This window comes from Paraplanobispora takensis, from assembly GCF_016863195.1.
Classification (GTDB): Bacteria; Actinomycetota; Actinomycetes; order Streptosporangiales; family Streptosporangiaceae; genus Planobispora; species Planobispora takensis.
Genome location: NZ_BOOK01000049.1, coordinates 46563 through 59751, shown reverse-complemented (window position 1 = coordinate 59751; position 13189 = coordinate 46563). Strand labels below are relative to the sequence as shown.

The window sequence follows — 13189 nt, the reverse complement described above, 5'->3', positions numbered from 1 at the left end:
CGGCGCCCGCGGCGGGCCGTACGATCGCTTCCACGCCTCGCACCAGACGCCGGAGCCAGAACCGATGACCGAGCCGACACCCGCGCCGCGCCGGGGGACGATGTGGCCGCTGTACGCGGCCGGGTTCACCACCGCCTTCGGCGCCCACGGCATCGCCGCCAACCTCGGCGCCCTGTCCGGCGACGCGGTCACCTCGCTGCTGGTGCTCGGCGGCCTGCTCGCCCTGTACGACGGGGCCGAGATCCTGCTCAAGCCGATCTTCGGCACGCTCGCCGACCGGATCGGCGCCCGCCCGGTGCTGCTGGGCGGGCTGGCCGCCTTCGCCGCCGCCTCCGCGGGGTACGTGGTGATCGACGACCCCGGCTGGCTGTGGGCGGCCCGCCTCGGCCAGGGCGCCGCGGCCTCCGCCTTCTCCCCCTCGGCCTCCGCCCTGGTGGCCCGGCTCAACCCGGCGGCGAAACAGGGGCGGGCCTTCGGCTCCTACGGCTTCCACAAGTCCATCGGCTACACCCTCGGCCCGCTGCTCGGCGGAGTCCTGGTCTGGGCGGGGGGCCTGCGGCTGCTGTTCGCGGTCCTGGCCGTCCTCGGCGCGGCGGTCGCCCTCTGGGCGCTGCTCGTGGTCCCGGCCCCGGCCCCGCTGCCCAAGGCCCGGCAGACCCTGCTCGACCTGGCCCGGCGTCTGGCCGACCCGGTCTTCCTGGGTCCCACGGCGGCGCTGGCGGCCGCGACCGCCGCGCTGTCGGTCGGCGTCGGCTTCCTGCCCGTCTCCGGCTCGTCGGCCGGGCTGGGCGCGGTGGCCACCGGCGCCGCGGTGTCCGTGCTCGCCGCCTGCGCCGCCCTGGTCCAGCCCGCGGCCGGGCGCGCGCTGGACGCCGGGCGTCTCACCGTCCGCACCGGTCTCGGCGCGGGACTGCTGCTCACCGCCGCCGGCCTGGGCTGCGCGACGATCCCGGGACTGGCCGGGGTGCTGGCCGCGGCCGTCCTGATCGGCGCCGGCACCGGCCTGATCACCCCGCTCGGCTTCGCCGCCCTGGCCACCGCCACCCCGCAGGCGCGCCTCGGCCAGACCATGGGCGCGGCCGAGCTGGGCCGCGAGCTCGGTGACGCGGGCGGCCCGCTGCTGGTCGCCGGGGTCGCCACCCTGGCCGGGCTCGCCTCCGGCTACGCGGCCCTGGCCGTCCTGCTGGCCGCGGGTACGGCTCTCGCGTTCGCCCTGGGACGCCGTTCCGCACCGGCGTCCCCGCCCGGGTGAGGAGGGGAGCGGCATGCCGCTCCCCTCTCATCCGGGCGGGGTGAGAACGCCGGGCAGCCGGAAGTACGGGGAGAGCTCGGGGCCGAACTGCGCCAGCTCCGTGAGCAGCCCGCCCTCGACGGTGACGACGGACAGGGAGAAGGCCCGGTAGTGCCCGTCCCCGGGGACGCGGATGTAGGTGGCGGCGGGCTGCCGGTTGGCGGCGGTGGGCGTCATCCTCAGGCTCATCCCGTACGGGCCGTGCAGCACCGGCGCCCAGCGCTCGAGGATGGCCGCGCGCCCGCCGTACCAGATCGGCTCGGCCCCGTGGTGGCCGCCGGCGCCCGGCTGGTGGCTGACCCGCGCGCCGGGCGCCAGGAGATCGGCCAGGGCACGGTGGTCGGCGGCCTCGATCGCCCGCATGTAGCGCTCCAGCACCGCGGTCTCGTGATCGGTGAGGGCCGGGCCGCGCCGCCACCGGGCGCGGTCCGGCCCGAGCCGGTCCCGCAACCCCGCCCGTGCCCGCTGTACGGAACTGGTCACCGCGGCCACCGACACACCGAGCAGCCCCCGGTCCAGCAGTTCCCGCACCAGCCGGGCGCTGCCCGCGACCAGGACGCGCTCCTCCCGTTCCGCGAGCGTGCGCACGGCCGCCTGCACGCCTTCGCCGAGCACCGTCGTGTCACCCCATCCCGGGTTCGCCAGGGTGCGCGAGAGCACGTACTTGCGGATGCCGTTGATCTCCGCGGCCAGCGGCACGTCATCGGGCTGGTGGGGCCAGTAGCCGGCGAACTCCTCATAGGTGCGGCGCCCGAGCAGCATCGCGGTGGCGCCGGCCAGCTGACCGGCGAGCACGGCCAGGCTCTCCTCGCTGACGTACGCCGGATGCCACAGGTGCGGCGCCTCCATGACTCCGTCCAGGGTCAGGAACATCGTCGCGCTGATGTGGATCACTCATGCCTCCTCGTCCGGATGAGCCGGCCGAGCGCCGGCACCACCACTGACGGCGCGAGCGGACGGAACTCATCGCACTCATCGGGCCGCCCCAGCATGCCAGCCCCTCTTCCGGCCCCTCTTCCGGTCCCTCTCCCCGGAGATCGGGATGGGGCCGGGGGTCACCGATCCGGTGGCACGGCGGTCATGATGTCGGGTGTGGAGGAGAGAGTCCTACCGGCGGATGCGATCGGCGCGGCCCGCGGTGGTGACGCCGGAGCGTTCGCGCTGCTGGTCGAACCGCTGCGGGGAGAGCTGCACGCCCACTGCTACCGCATGCTGGGCTCGGTGCACGACGCCGAGGACGCCCTGTAGGAGACGCTGGTGCGGGCCTGGCAGGGGCTGGCGCGCTTCGAGGACCGCGGCGGGTCGCTGCGCGCCTGGATGTACAAGATCGCCACCAACCGGTGCCTGACCATGCTGGAACGGCGCCGCCGCCGGGAGCTGCCGGCCGACATGGGCCCGGGCTCGCCGGTGACGGAGGCCGCCTGGGTCGAGCCGTACCCGGACGACCGGCTGGGCTGGGTGCGGGAGCTGGATCCCGAGGCGCGGATCCTCGCGAGGGAGGGCCTTGAGCTGGCCTTCGTCGCGGCGGTGCAGCACCTGCCCGGCCGGCAGCGGGCGGCGCTGCTGCTGCGGCAGGTCCTCGGTTTCAGCGCCCGGGAGACCGCCGGGTTCCTGGACACCTCCGTCGCCGCGGTCAACAGCGCGCTGCAACGGGCGCGCGCGCTGCTCGACGGGCGGCTGCCCGGGAGCACCCAGCAGGCCGTACTGCGCGCCCTGGGCGAGCGGCCGGTGCGCGATCTCGCCCGGCGCTACGCCGCCGCGTGGGAGAGCGGGGACGTCGAGGCGATCGTGGCGATGCTCGCCGAGGACGCCCGCTACTCGATGCCGCCGCTGACCGCCTGGTACCGGGGACGGCCCGCGATCCGCGCGTTCCTCCTCGACGGGCCGCTGCGGGGGCGCTGGCGCTTCGTACCGGCGACGGTGAACGGGCAGGTGGCGTTCGGCACCTACCTGTGGGACGACGAGCGGGCGGCCCACCTCCCCTCGGGCCTGGACGTGCTGCGCCTGTCCGGGCCGCGGATCGCCGAGGTGGTGTCGTTCCTGACGGCGGACCTGCCCGCTTTCGGGCTGCCGGCGCGGATTCCCTGAGGAACTGCGGCGGGAGCGATGAGTCGGGGCCGTGCGGCGGGGTTACAGCCGTGACCGCACCGCCGGAGACCAGGAGGAACCAGATGTCCGCCGACCACGCCGCCGCCCGCCGCGAGGAGACCGTTCCCGCCGATGACGAGGCCCTGATCCGGGAGTTGATCGAGCGCTGGGTGCGCGCCGTCGACGCCGGAGACCTGGCCGGGACCCTGACCGACCACGCCGACGACATCGTGATGTTCGACGTGCCGCCGCCGGCGGAGGGTGTGCGCGGCTTCGACGCCTACCGGGCCGCCTGGCCCGCGTTCCTGGACTGGCAGGCGCGGGAGGCCCGCTTCGAGCTGACCTCGCTGGAGGTGACCGCCGGGCGGGACGTCGCCTTCGCCCACGCCCTGCTGCGCTGCGGTACCCCCGGGGAACTGGCCCGCGACCCGCGCAACCGCCTCCGGCTGACCTTCGGGCTGCGCAGGCGGGACGGGCGCTGGGTCGTCGCCCATGAGCACCACTCCTTCCCCAGCTCCTCTGTCCGGCACCTCTCCTGCCCTCACGACCCGCAGACCGGCGCCGCCCGCACCGATCTGCGGCCATGACCGGCACGTGATCGAGGCCTGACGGCTCTCACGGAGGCGCGCTCCGCGGGACGGTGAGGGCCCGCCGCGTCTTCCAGGCCCGCCGCGCCTTCCGGGCCCGCATCCGGGTCCGCCCCGGCGGGCGCGCTTTCAGGCCCATCCTGTGCGTACGCGCAGCCACTCCAGAGCGGTCCTCCCCTGGGCCGCCTGGAAGGCGCGCAGCGTCGGCAGGCCGGGCGGGTCGGGCCGGCGGGACTGCCGGACGAAGTATCCGGCGACCGCGGTGAGCACGGTGGTCACCGCCGCGGGGTCGGCCTCCCGCCCGACCGGGTGCGCGGTGAAGAGCTCCTCCGGGGGAGGGCCTCCCTGCATCCGCACGCTGGGCAGCATGCCCAGCAGATCGAACCAGCCGGCTCCGACGAACGCCCACGGCCAGTCGACGACCATCACCTCGTCGGCGGTGAGCAGCAGGTTGTCCGCCCGGATGTCACCGTGGACCAGGCTGTCTCCCGCGATGGCGTACGTCCAGCGCGCCTCCGTCTGCGCCAGCGCGTCCAGGTGGCGTGCCGCCCACGGATCGAGACCGTCCAGGTCGTCGGCGCCCGCCTCCCGGGCCTCGACCAGACGCCGCCATCCCTGGAACTGCTCGCCGAAGCGCTCCTCGGCGGACGGGGCGGCGATCGGGGAGGGGGCCAGCGCGGCGGCCAGCCGGGTCAGGGAGTCCAGGACCCGGTCCAGCTCGTCGGCCCGCCACGGGTCGGCCGGCGGACGGCCGTCCACGTCCTCGAACAGCAGCGCGACCCAGCCGCCGGAGTCGAACGAGGCCAGCAGCCTGGGCGCGGGCACACCGCCGGGAAGCGCCGCGGCGATGCGGGCCTCGCTCCGGTGGATGTCGGCGGTGAACGGATTCGGTTCGGGACCGGCGGCCTTGACGAACGCGCGCCGTCCGTCCTCCAGCCTCAGCCGTACGGCCGCGCCCGGTGAGAACCCGCCCGGCTGGGTCACCGCGTCGACGACCGGCGCGCCGAGACGCGCCTCGACGGCCCGACGGATCTGCTCGGGCACGTCCTGCCACGGCAGACGCACTCCGCTCGCGGGGGCGTTCATCACGCCATGATGGCGAAGGCCGCCTTCGCCGGCACTTCATTAAATCGTGGCGATCACGGCGTAGCGCTCGTCGTCGATCTCCCGTCCCCACAGCATCGGGTCGGTCAGCGGCTCCACCCGGAGTTCGGTCACCAGCTCGCGCAGGGCCCCGGTGAGGACCGCGGCGCCCACCCCGCCCATCCACGGCATGGCCTCGGCCCCGGCGACGTAGCCGGCCCCGTCCGCCGGCATGTTCCACCGGCCCTCGACCAGCACCAGCCGGCCGCCCGGCCGCAGCAGGTCCGCCCAGCGGCGCAGCGCGGCCCGGGGGTCGGGGAGGGTCCACAGCAGGTGCCGGGCCAGCACGACGTCGAAGCGGCGGAGCCCCACCGGCGGGTCTCCGGCGTCGCCCACCAGCGCCTCTCCCCCGGTGCCGATCCCGGCTCCGGCGAGCTTGGCCCGGGCGTGCGCGATCATCCGCGGCGACAGGTCGACGCCGACCGGCCGGTGCCCCTGCTCGGCCAGCAGGAGCATCAGCGAGCCCGTGCCGCAGCCCAGGTCGAGCACCCGCGAGGGGGCCGGTGGCAGCCACTCCCGCAGCCGCCGTCCCCACGCGGCCCGCACCCGCACGTCGCGCAGCCCGTGGTCGGCCTCCTCGTCGAAGCGCCCGGCCGCAGCGTCCCAGTATCCGGCGATGGATGACGTCGTTGCCATGACGGCATCATGGCAACCCCCACCGACAGATCCGCGGCGTCCGGGGGCGTCCGTGCCCCTTGCCCCGGGCTGCCGGCGGCGCCGCGCGCGATGACCGCGGTGCCCGTCAGCCGTGCTCGGCGTGTTCGCCGTGGTCGTCCACCTGGGCGTCGAACCAGGAGTGCAGCGCCGTCACCAGGGCGGGGTCGGAGGTGGTGTAGGTGAGCTCGGCGCCGCCGGGAAGCTCGGCGTAGGCGACCTCGATGTCCCGGTAGCCGGCCGACAGCTCGCGCAGGCCCGGCATGGAGGAGCCGTGGATGGAGGCCGGATCGCCGAAGTCGCCGCGCCCGAAGCGGGCGGTCTCCTCGGTGAGGTGCTCGCGGATCAGGCGGATCTGCCCGGCGTCGGAGGGGTCGTCGGCGACGACGGTCTGCACCCCGCCGTCACCGGCCTTGGTGAACCGGTGCGTGGTGCGGTCGAGGTCGAACGGCATGACGGTCCGCCCCCGGTCCGCGACCTCCCGCTGCCGGGCGTCGCCCGCCGTGACGCCCAGGGCGGTCAAGCCGGCCGCGACGACGAGGGCTGCGGCCGCGATGACCGCGACGCGGTTCCGGCCGCTCATCGGTGGATTCCGCAGGCCGTACGGGATCGCGGTCTCCGTCGCGACACACCGGTCCCGGAGCAGCGGGATTCAGGCAGCATGGATGACATGGTTCGACCGTACAACCAGATAGTTCGACGAAGCAACCTGTTGGCGACACGATCGGCGCCCCGGCGTCAGGGGGTCCGGAGATACCCCCGGTGGGCACCCGAGACCCGGGCATGCACGGAGGGCCGATTGCGCTATACCCCCTAGGGGTATATATTCGGATGCGTCGACCCTCACCGGCGAGCAAGGAGCACACGATGTCCGGACCCGCACAGCACACGAACCACACCGGACACGAAGACCACCGCGACCATGCCGGCCACGAAGAGCACCGGCACGGCGCCCGGCACCACGCGCATGAGGCACACGCACACGGGACGCAAGGCCAAGGGGAGCACGGGCACGAGGCCCACGGGGCGCACGGGGGCCATCCGGCCAAGGTGACCTGGCGGACGGCGGCCTCGGCCACCCCGCACTGCCTCACCGGCTGCGCCATCGGCGAGATCCTCGGCCTGGTGATCGGCACCGCGCTGGGCTGGTCCACCGCGCCCACCATCGTCGCGGCCGTCGCGCTGGCCTTCTTCTTCGGCTATCTGCTCACCCTGATCCCGCTGCGCCGGGCCGGGGTGTCCTGGGGCACCGCGATCAAGCTCGCGCTGGCCGCCGACACCGTGTCCATCATCGTGATGGAGATCGTCGACAACGGCGTCATGCTCGTGATCCCCGGGGCCATGGACGCCGGGCTCACCAACGGCCTGTTCTGGGGGGCGCTGGCCTTCGCCCTGCTGGTGGCCTTCCTGGTCACCACTCCGGTCAACAAGTGGATCATAGGCCGGGGCAGGGGCCACGCGGTGGTCCACGCCTACCATCACTGACCGCCCGCCGGGGCCCGGCCGTCATCACCCCGGACGCCGGCCCCGCCCTCGCCCGATCCTGAAACTTACACACCGGCCCCGGCGACGCCCCAGGTCAGGCGCTCGCCGGGGCCGGTGATCTGTTCCGTCGCCCGCGGCCGTCCTTACGATCTGCGCAGCCGACGACGGGAGCAGAGATGTCGAGGATCAGCGCCTTACTGGCGGCGCTTGTCACGATGGCCGCGGGGATCCTGGTGCTGACCGCCACACCGGCCAGCGCCGCCCCCGTCAAGATCATGCCGTTGGGCGACTCGATCACCGGGTCCCCCGGCTGCTGGCGGGCCCTGCTGTGGAACAGGCTCCAGAGCACCGGGCACACCAACATCGACTTCGTCGGCACCCTGCCGCCGCAGGGCTGCGGGGTCGCCCACGACGGCGACAACGAGGGCCACGGGGGCTTCCTGGCCACCAACGTGGCCGCCCAGAACCAGTTGCCCGCCTGGCTGGCGGCCACCCGGCCCGACGTCGTGATGATGCACTTCGGCACCAACGACGTGTGGAGCAACATCCCTCCCGCGACGATCCTCGGCGCCTACACCACGCTGGTGAACCAGATGCGCGCGAGCAACCCCGGCATGAAGATCCTGGTGGCGAAGATCATCCCGTTGAACCCGCCCACCTGTTCCGAGTGCGCGCAGCGCGCCGTCAACTTCGACAACGCGATCCCGGCATGGGCCTCGGCCACCTCCACCTCGCAGTCGCCGGTGGTCGTCGTCGACCAGTGGACGGGCTTCAACACGGGCACCGACACCTACGACGGCGTGCACCCGAACGCGGCGGGCGACCAGAAGATCGCCGACCGGTGGTACCCGGCGCTGGTGAACCTGCTGTCCGGGTCCTCCCCGACACCCACCGTCACCCCCACGGCGACGCCCACCGTCACCCCCACGGCGACCCCGACCGTCACCCCGACCGTCACGCCCACGGTGACGCCCACCGTCACGCCGGCCGGCGGTTGCACCGCCACGTTCAAGAACGCCGGCCAGTGGCCCGGCGGCTTCCAGGGCGAGGTCACGGTCAAGAACACCGGCACCGCCGCGACGAGCGCCTGGACGGTCCGGTGGACCTTCGCCGACGGTCAGCGGATCAACCAGATCTGGAACGGCACGCTGACCGTGAACGGCGCCGACGTGAGCGTGCGCAACGTCGGCTGGAACGGATCCCTCTCCCCCGGGGCCTCGGCCACCTTCGGCTTCCTGGCCTCCTGGAACGGCGGCGACGGCGCACCCGTCCTCGCCTGCTCGCCCATGTGAGGCGCCCCGGCGCCGGCGCCGCGGCTCGGGCACGCGCGGGCATCGGGCACCATGGACATGTGGCTCAGGTGGTGGGCGGGGATCCCGGCGGCGTGTCCGGCACGCCGTACGGCTCGGCGGTCGTGTCCTCCGGCCCCGTCTCCGCGGCTCCGCCCCCCGGGCCAGGCCCGGCGGGCACGGGCACCGGCCACCGGTTGCGGATGCTGGCCGATCTCGTCGCGGACGGCGAGGTGGTGGTCCTGAGCGGGGCCGGCCTGTCGACCGAGTCCGGCATCCCGGACTACCGCGGGGAGACCGGCCGCAGGCGGCGGGCCGAGCCGATGACCTACCAGAAGTTCGTCGGCAGCGCCGCGGCCCGCAGGCGCTACTGGGCGCGCAGCCACCTGGGATGGCGCCACATCGCCCGCGCCGCCCCCAACGCCGGTCACCGCGCGGTCGCCGAACTGCAGGACCGGGGACTGATCTCCGGGATCATCACCCAGAACGTCGACGGCCTGCACCAGGCCGCCGGGGCACGGCAGGTGATCGAACTGCACGGCGGCCTGGACCGCGTGCGCTGCCTGGGGTGCGGCGAACGATCCTCGCGAGCTGCTCGACCGGCGTCTGCGCGCGGCCAACCCCGGCTGGCACGCCCGGACCGACACGATCAACCCCGACGGTGACGCCGTCCTGGACGACGACCAGGTCGACTCCTTCCGCGTCGTCGACTGCCCGGGCTGCGGCGGGCTGCTCAAGCCGGACGTGGTGTTCTTCGGGGAGAACGTGCCCAAGCCCCGCGTCGAGGAGTGCTACGCGCTGACCGAGCGCGCCGGCCTGCTGCTGGTCCTCGGCTCCTCGCTGACCGTGATGTCCGGCTACCGGTTCGTCCGCCACGCCGCGCAACGCGCCATCCCCGTCGCCATCGTCAACCGGGGCCCGACACGGGGCGACGCCGACGCCCTGCTGACCCTGGACGCCCCTCTCGGCCCGGCCCTCACCACGCTCCTGGCGGAGTCCGCCCCGGCCGGGTGAGCCCGCCCGCACCCGGGCCGCCGCACCCCGCGCCACCGCTCCGGCGCCCTCCCGGAAGCCGGGCCCTACTCCGCGCGCGCCCGCAGCCAGTCCAGAGCCGGCCCGGCGGAGTTCATGATCGACAGGTGCCCGTCGTCCGGGGACAGCCGCAGCTCGGCCGAGGGGCAGCGGCGGGCGAGCCACTCGCCGTGCGAAGCAGGAACGACCCGGTCCCGGCCGCCGTGCAGGATCAGCACCGGCGCGCTCACCCCGGCCGGGTCGAACCCCCAGGGGGCGACGTAGGCGAGGTCGTCGTCGATGAGCCCGCCGGGGCCGGCCGCTGCGGCCGGGCCGACGACGTCGCCGAACCACGACCACTCCCCGGAGAGCGCGGCGTGGTCGTGCGGGGTGAACATCTCCGGGTCGTACTCGGCCGAGGCCTCGTACTCCTCCTTCGCCGCGCGCCCCTCGGCGGCGGCGCGCAGGGACGCCGCGCCGGAGGCCGTCATGCCCGCGAACCAGTCGAGCCCTTCGGCGCCGGACGGGGCGGGTCCGGCCACGCTCACGACGCCGAGCACGCGTCCGGGCAGCAGCGCGCCGCAGGCCAGGGCGTGCGGCCCGCCTCCGGAATGCCCCATGACCGCGAAGCGGCCGATGCCGAGCGCGTCGGCCACCGCGGAGGCGCAGGCGGCCGCCGACGCCACGTCCCGGCCCGGCAGGGGGGTCGAGCCGCCGTATCCGGGCCGGTCGTACGACACCCAGCGGATGCCGAGCCGCTCGGCGGCCGGGAACAGCGGTCTCGGGGGCGAGCCGATGTTCGGGGTGCCGTGGTGCCAGAAGACGACCAGGCGGTCGTCGCCGTCCGCCCCCGTGTCGTAGACGTGGAGCGTACGGCCGTCGCCCAGCCGCAGATCGCTTTCCTTGATCACCCGGCGAGCCTAACGACCACGGCCCCCCCGCACCAGACACGTCGGCGAGACCGTCAACCGGACGCCCCGGGAGCGTGACCGGATATGCCGTCCATCGCCATACCCAGATATATCGGGATCCTGGCCAGGGTCTCCGGACCGTGGCCGGGCGCGTCGCTCGCGGCGCTATCCCCCGGCGGCGAGCAGTGCTCCGGCCAGCACCCCCGGATCGGCCGTCGAGGGCCAGTCGCTCACCTGGCCGTCGCCCACCTCGACGACCCGCCAGACCCCGTCGGCCCGCCGTACGAGATCGGTCGTGACGAACCGGACGCCCAGCGCCCGCACCGCCGCGCGCACCCCTCCCAGGTCGCCGGGACCCTCGGTCGTCTCATCGGGGCTGTCGGGGTGCGGCCCGGTGAGGACCGGCTCGCCGTCCAGCCACCACACCCGCAGCTGCGCCCCGGTGAAGTGCTCGAACTCCCGGACCACCAGCCCGCCGGTCAGGTCCTCGCCCTGCAGTTCGACGAAGCGGGCCGCGACCCGCGTCAGGGCCTCCGGATCCGGCGCGTAGCACGCCTCGAGCCACTCGTGCTTGCGCGACTTGACGTAGTCCTTGACGACGAGGCCGCCCTCTCCCAGCCCGGCCGCCGACAGCGCCAGCCGACGCCCGTCGGGCGCGGGCTCGCCCGGTTCCATCGGCAGTACGGCCGTGCGCGGCGTCAGCTCCCGGAAACAGGGCAGCCAGCCGGGCAGCTCGTGGGCGCGCCGGTAGTCCGCGGCGCCGGTGAGCAGGCGGCAGCCCCTGGCCGCCAGCGCCTCCTCCAGCTCCGCGTACCGTTCGGCGCGCAGCATCCAGCCGCGGTACCAGGCCGGGCCGAACCCGTCCGGCACCCGCGCCACCGCCTCCCCGGCCCGCCCGGCCTCCAGCGCGTCGTGGTCCACCAGCGCCACCCGCCCGTCCCGGTCGCGTACGGCCGACGCCTGCGCGGCGAAGTGCGGGTCGGCCCGCCTGGGCCGCAGCGGATCGGAGCAGAACAGCACACCCACGGTCATGATCGGCAGGATACGGCCCTCTCCGTCCTCACCCGGCCACGGCCGCCGGGAGACGGCGGGCGCGGACCGTGGCGTTGTGACGCCAGATGAGGGGATTGACCCGGGCGGGGTCCGACCCGCCTGGCAGGGCCGCCAGGACCTCGCGCCGCCGGGCCAGGTCCTCGCGGACGCGGGCGGCCTCGGTGTCCAGGCCCCAGGTGTGCCAGCGCACGGTGCCCTGGGAGGGCGGGGGGCCGGCGAGCAGGCGGCGCAGCTGCCGGATCGCCTGCGGAGTCAGGGTCGTCAGGTGCGAGGGGGCCAGCAGGATCGGATCGGCCGGTTCGGCGTCGAACGGGTTGGTGTCCAGGTGCGGCCGGTCGATGAGGACCAGGGTGCCCGGCCTGCGCTGGAAGGACAGCCCCCACAGCAGCCGTCCCAGCAGCCGGGCGCCGTGCACGTCGGACAGGATGTGCCAGGTGCCGTGGTGGTGGTTGGTGGAGAACCCGGCCGCGGTGCCGGGCCGCAGCGTGATCACATGATACTCGCGGCCGTCCGCCCGCAGGGTCCTGCGGTGCAGCTTCAGCCTGTCCCCGGTCTCGTGCGCGTTCGCCGGCCTCGGCCGCTTACCGCCCGGCACGTCCCACCGTCATCCCTCTCCCCTGTTCACCGTCACATCCAGCCGTCCCGTTCATGGAAGCGCCCGCCGTACGGCCCGCACAACCGGTTTTCCGCGGCGGGCGGCGGGGTTCATCCGGGCCCCGGTCCCGGGCGAATGGAGGTCATTCGCTTCCGGCCGGATCCGCTCGCAACCGGGTCCTTCCGGATTCGCTTCCAGTCAGAGGAGATGAACGATGCGTATGACACTGGCCCTCGCCGCCGCGGCGGCGGCCTGCGCCTGTCTGGGAGCCGCCGTCCCCGCCCACGCGGGGGACGCGGCGGCGCCCAAGGTCGTCGGCCTGGTCGGCGACGACACCCTGGTCACCTTCCGGGCCGACGCCCCGCAGCGGGTCACCCGGCTCGGCCGGATCAGCGGGCTGAGCGGCGACGTCAAGGTCGTCGGCATCGACTTCCGCGTCCAGGACGGCAAGCTGTACGCCGTGGGCGACAAGGGCGGCGTCTACACCGTCGCCGGCACGAGGGCGACGAAGGTCTCCCAGCTCACCGTGGCGCTCAACGGCCGTGACTTCGGTGTCGACTTCAACCCGGCGGCCAACCGCCTGCGGGTGGTCAGCGACACCGGGCAGAACCTGCGGCACAACATCGACGACCCGATGGGCGCGCCCGCCCGGGGGGCGACGGCGACCGACGGCACCCTCACCAACCCGCCGGTCCCGCCGGCCACGACCGGTGCGACCGCGACCGGCGTCTCCGGCGCCGGATACACCAACAACGACCTCAGCCCCGCCACCGCGACCACGCTGTTCGACGTGGACACCACGGCCGACCAGGTGTCGGTCCAGTCCCCCGCGAACGCCGGGAACCTCGCCCCCACCGGCAAGCTGGGCGTGGACGCGGCCGAGGGCGCCGGCTTCGACGTCTTCAGCACCCTGCGCGAGGGTGTGACCGTCTCCAACGCCGCCTACGCCACCCTGAAGGCCCCCGACGGCTATCGCTTCCACTCCGTCGACCTGCTGACCGGCACGGCCTCCCAGATCGGCGCCTTCCCCAGGAACCGCCAGGTCACCGATATCGCCGTCCAGCTCGACGGTCAGGGCTGAG

At 74.6% G+C, this 13189-nt stretch carries 16 protein-coding genes; 9 read left to right on the top strand and 7 right to left on the bottom strand.

Translation table 11 applies throughout. From position 1 onward, the window contains the following. Nucleotides 1-64 precede the first annotated feature (64 nt). On the top strand, nucleotides 65-1252 hold the full coding sequence (locus Pta02_RS31580) for an MFS transporter (protein WP_239131375.1): 1188 nt from the start codon (nucleotides 65-67) through the stop codon (nucleotides 1250-1252). Between the two features lie 27 nt (nucleotides 1253-1279). On the opposite strand, the gene Pta02_RS31575 is transcribed toward Pta02_RS31580, so the two are convergent. Next, nucleotides 1280-2185 carry a dihydrofolate reductase family protein gene (locus tag Pta02_RS31575; protein WP_203878630.1) on the bottom strand — a complete coding sequence of 302 codons (906 nt, stop codon included), beginning with the start codon at nucleotides 2183-2185 and terminating at the stop codon, nucleotides 1280-1282. A gap of 198 nt (nucleotides 2186-2383) precedes the next feature. On the opposite strand from Pta02_RS31575, the gene Pta02_RS41550 reads away from it, so the two are divergent. From Pta02_RS41550 to Pta02_RS31565, 3 genes are all read left to right on the top strand, one after another. After that, nucleotides 2384-2539 (top strand): hypothetical protein, encoded by a 156-nt coding sequence (locus tag Pta02_RS41550; RefSeq protein WP_239131374.1) that lies wholly within the window; start codon nucleotides 2384-2386, stop codon nucleotides 2537-2539. Nucleotides 2540-2548: 9 nt separating this feature from the next. Beyond that, on the top strand, nucleotides 2549-3379 hold the full coding sequence (locus Pta02_RS31570) for an RNA polymerase subunit sigma-70 (protein WP_239131373.1): 831 nt from the start codon (nucleotides 2549-2551) through the stop codon (nucleotides 3377-3379). A gap of 83 nt (nucleotides 3380-3462) precedes the next feature. Beyond that, nucleotides 3463-3966, top strand: coding sequence for a YybH family protein (locus Pta02_RS31565; RefSeq protein WP_203878629.1), 504 nt, complete (start codon nucleotides 3463-3465; stop codon nucleotides 3964-3966). A 129-nt stretch (nucleotides 3967-4095) separates the two neighbouring features. Here the strand turns inward: Pta02_RS31565 and Pta02_RS31560 are convergent, their stop codons facing one another. The 3 genes from Pta02_RS31560 to Pta02_RS31550 form a co-directional block, all read right to left on the bottom strand. Continuing rightward, entirely contained in the window at nucleotides 4096-5052 is a 957-nt protein-coding gene (locus tag Pta02_RS31560; protein ID WP_203878628.1) for a phosphotransferase family protein, read from the bottom strand. A gap of 39 nt (nucleotides 5053-5091) precedes the next feature. Then, on the bottom strand, nucleotides 5092-5745 hold the full coding sequence (locus Pta02_RS31555; RefSeq protein WP_203878627.1) for a class I SAM-dependent methyltransferase: 654 nt from the start codon (nucleotides 5743-5745) through the stop codon (nucleotides 5092-5094). A gap of 106 nt (nucleotides 5746-5851) precedes the next feature. After that, nucleotides 5852-6346, bottom strand: coding sequence for a hypothetical protein (locus tag Pta02_RS31550; protein WP_203878626.1), 495 nt, complete (start codon nucleotides 6344-6346; stop codon nucleotides 5852-5854). A gap of 467 nt (nucleotides 6347-6813) precedes the next feature. Here Pta02_RS31550 and Pta02_RS31545 point away from each other — a divergent pair, with 467 nt between their 5' ends. The 4 genes from Pta02_RS31545 (at nucleotide 6814) to Pta02_RS42070 (ending at nucleotide 9551) form a co-directional block, all read left to right on the top strand. After that, entirely contained in the window at nucleotides 6814-7248 is a 435-nt protein-coding gene (locus tag Pta02_RS31545; RefSeq protein ID WP_239131372.1) for a DUF4396 domain-containing protein, read from the top strand. A gap of 176 nt (nucleotides 7249-7424) precedes the next feature. Next, nucleotides 7425-8540, top strand: coding sequence for a cellulose binding domain-containing protein (locus Pta02_RS31540; protein WP_203878624.1), 1116 nt, complete (start codon nucleotides 7425-7427; stop codon nucleotides 8538-8540). A gap of 59 nt (nucleotides 8541-8599) precedes the next feature. Beyond that, the gene (locus Pta02_RS42075; protein WP_275423633.1) at nucleotides 8600-9202 is read left to right on the top strand and encodes a Sir2 family NAD-dependent protein deacetylase; all 603 of its coding nucleotides are present in this window, start codon (nucleotides 8600-8602) and stop codon (nucleotides 9200-9202) included. A gap of 79 nt (nucleotides 9203-9281) precedes the next feature. After that, nucleotides 9282-9551 (top strand): SIR2 family protein, encoded by a 270-nt coding sequence (locus Pta02_RS42070; protein WP_275423632.1) that lies wholly within the window; start codon nucleotides 9282-9284, stop codon nucleotides 9549-9551. A 65-nt stretch (nucleotides 9552-9616) separates the two neighbouring features. Here Pta02_RS42070 and Pta02_RS31530 read toward each other — a convergent pair whose 3' ends face one another. The 3 genes from Pta02_RS31530 to Pta02_RS31520 form a co-directional block, all read right to left on the bottom strand. Then, nucleotides 9617-10459 carry an alpha/beta fold hydrolase gene (locus Pta02_RS31530; protein ID WP_239131371.1) on the bottom strand — a complete coding sequence of 281 codons (843 nt, stop codon included), beginning with the start codon at nucleotides 10457-10459 and terminating at the stop codon, nucleotides 9617-9619. 165 nt (nucleotides 10460-10624) lie between these two features. Continuing rightward, nucleotides 10625-11491, bottom strand: coding sequence for an ATP-grasp domain-containing protein (locus Pta02_RS31525; RefSeq protein WP_203878623.1), 867 nt, complete (start codon nucleotides 11489-11491; stop codon nucleotides 10625-10627). 28 nt (nucleotides 11492-11519) lie between these two features. Further along, nucleotides 11520-12107, bottom strand: coding sequence for a hypothetical protein (locus Pta02_RS31520; RefSeq protein WP_203878622.1), 588 nt, complete (start codon nucleotides 12105-12107; stop codon nucleotides 11520-11522). A gap of 214 nt (nucleotides 12108-12321) precedes the next feature. On the opposite strand from Pta02_RS31520, the gene Pta02_RS31515 reads away from it, so the two are divergent. Beyond that, a complete protein-coding gene (locus Pta02_RS31515; protein ID WP_239131370.1) occupies nucleotides 12322-13188 on the top strand; it encodes a DUF4394 domain-containing protein in 867 nt (288 codons plus the stop codon). Nucleotide 13189 lies beyond the last annotated feature (1 nt).